The organism is Rhizobium ecuadorense (genome assembly GCF_001187535.1).
GTDB classification, from domain to species: Bacteria; Pseudomonadota; Alphaproteobacteria; order Rhizobiales; family Rhizobiaceae; genus Rhizobium; species Rhizobium ecuadorense.
Genome location: NZ_LFIO01000670.1, coordinates 1 through 326 on the forward strand (window position 1 = coordinate 1; position 326 = coordinate 326).

At 62.9% G+C, this 326-nt stretch carries 1 protein-coding gene; it reads left to right on the forward strand.

Translation table 11 applies throughout. From position 1 onward, the window contains the following. On the forward strand, positions 1–326 hold a 326-nt coding region (locus AF337_RS12810), incomplete at both ends, for an alpha/beta fold hydrolase (protein ID WP_152971044.1).

Genomic DNA, 326 nt, shown 5'->3' on the forward strand with positions numbered 1-326 from the left:
GCCGGAAGGCTTCCGCGACGTCTTTCGGAGCTACCGGGTGAAGGCGAACGGCATCGGCCTGCACTCCGTGATCGGCGGGGAGGGATCGCCTCTTCTTCTGCTCGGCGGCTGGCCACAGAACTGGTTCGCCTGGCGGTATCTGATGTTGCCGCTCAGCCGTGATTTCACCGTGATCGCGGTCGATCCTCGCGGCGTCGGTCTGTCAGAAAAACCTGCCGGCGGATATGACGCAGACACGCTGGCCGCCGACATGTTCGCACTCATGGACGCGCTTGGTCATATCAGGTTCTCGATGGTCGGACACGACGTCGGACTGTGGGTTGGCT